Annotated in this window: 2 protein-coding genes; both read left to right on the top strand. The window is 41.6% G+C overall.

Going from position 1 to position 1,749, the window contains the following annotated elements:
- Positions 1-654: FTR1 family protein (locus IEV85_RS24645; RefSeq protein WP_188467933.1), on the top strand; the 654-nt coding region annotated here is incomplete at its 5' end.
- A gap of 210 nt (positions 655-864) precedes the next feature.
- The coding region (locus IEV85_RS24640) for an FAD-dependent oxidoreductase (protein ID WP_188467932.1) at positions 865-1,749 on the top strand (885 nt) is incomplete at its 3' end.

Raw genomic sequence — 1,749 nt, 5'->3', positions numbered from 1 at the left:
GCCGGATGGTTTTTCTCCGATTGGGTGATTGGTATAAGCGGTAAAAACCGGGAGATCATGGAAGGAATGATTTCGCTGGTGGCAGTAATCGTCCTGGCCTTTGTAGGGTTCTGGTTGCATGACCACTCACATGCTAAAAATTGGCAAAAGTTTATTGAAGAAAAAATACGCAAACAGCTAAAGAAAGACAAAATGTTTGGTATTGCTTTTTTCTCCTTTATGGTTGTGTTTCGTGAAGCCTTCGAATCCATTTTGTTTTTACAGGCTATCAGCCTGGAAACGCAACCGGCTCATCAATCATCCATTGGTTTGGGTGTTTTAGCTGCTTTTGCATTAATCGCACTGTTTGCAATCCTGTTTGTAAGGTATTCAAAGAAGATACCTGTTCGGCAGTTGTTTCGCTATTCCGCCTGGGTAATTACCCTGCTAGCATTGATCCTGATCGGTAAGGGTGTCCATTCCATTCAGGAAGCTGGATGGCTATCCATTACCGGTTTTCCTGTATCGGTGAGCGTAGATTGGCTGGGAATATATCCCACTATTGAAACAGTAGCGGCTCAAATCATCTTATTTGTCATCATGTTATTGCTCTATTATGGGAGTAACCGTAAAACCAGATTAAACCAACAGATTGAATCAAATGCTACTAAATAAAAGAATATCCATACTTGAAGGCTCTACTCTGGTAGTAGTGTATAATGCGTTGAGATTGTTGGCTTATAAGAAGTGAGGAAATTGAATATGTAAAGTGTTGAAAGCTAAAAGGAGTTAGCAAAAAGTCTTAGGAAAAGCAACAGGTTGGGGTGCCTGAAAACTGAACCCTAACGGCTCAATGGTCAACTTTAATTTAAAAAACATACGAATATGGAAAAATTTGATGTAACTATAATAGGCTCTGGACCTGGCGGGTATGTAAGCGCCATTCGATGTGCTCAATTAGGATTGAAAACGGCAATTATTGAAAGGTACAGCACGTTGGGAGGCACCTGCCTTAATGTGGGCTGTATCCCGTCAAAAGCCTGGCTTGAAGCCTCTGAGCATTACTACAAACTCAAACATCAATTTGAAAATTTTGGGATTGATGTAAAAGAAGCCAATGTCGACATCAAAAAAATGAACCAAAGGGTACAGGATGTGGTACAGGAAATCATCAATGGCGTTGACTATCTGATGAAAAAGAACAAAGTTACCGTCTATGAAGGCCACGGCACCATCAAGGACAAAAACACGATTGAGATTAAGGCCGAAGCTAAAACGGAAACTATAGAAACCGATAAAATTATCATTGCCACAGGGTCCAAACCCGCCTCACTGCCCAATATTGAAATCGATAAAAAGCGTATCATCTCTTCTACGGAAGCCCTTGCCCTACGCGAAATTCCCGACCATTTATTGGTCGTTGGTGGAGGCGTTATCGGGGTTGAGATAGGTTCTGTTTTCGCCCGCCTGGGCTCTAAGGTGTCAATTCTGGAATATTTTGATAGCCTTATCGCCACTATGGATGGCGCACTGGGACATCAACTGCACCGTTCCCTAAAAAAACAAGGAATTGAATTTTATTTGAAACATAAGGTGACAGATGCATCAGCCATGGATAATAAGGTGGAATTGAAAGCGGAAAACCTTTCCGATAAAGAAGAAATATTGTTAGAAGGCGACTATTGCCTTATGGCCATTGGCCGGAAACCGTACACTACCAACTTAGGCCTTGAAAACATTGGCGTGAAAACCAATGAGAAAGGACAGATA

Source organism: Marivirga lumbricoides, from assembly GCF_014636295.1.
In the GTDB taxonomy this organism is placed as follows: domain Bacteria; phylum Bacteroidota; class Bacteroidia; order Cytophagales; family Cyclobacteriaceae; genus Marivirga; species Marivirga lumbricoides.
Note: the sequence above shows the minus strand (reverse complement) of the source record. Positions and strands in the feature narration are given on the sequence as shown.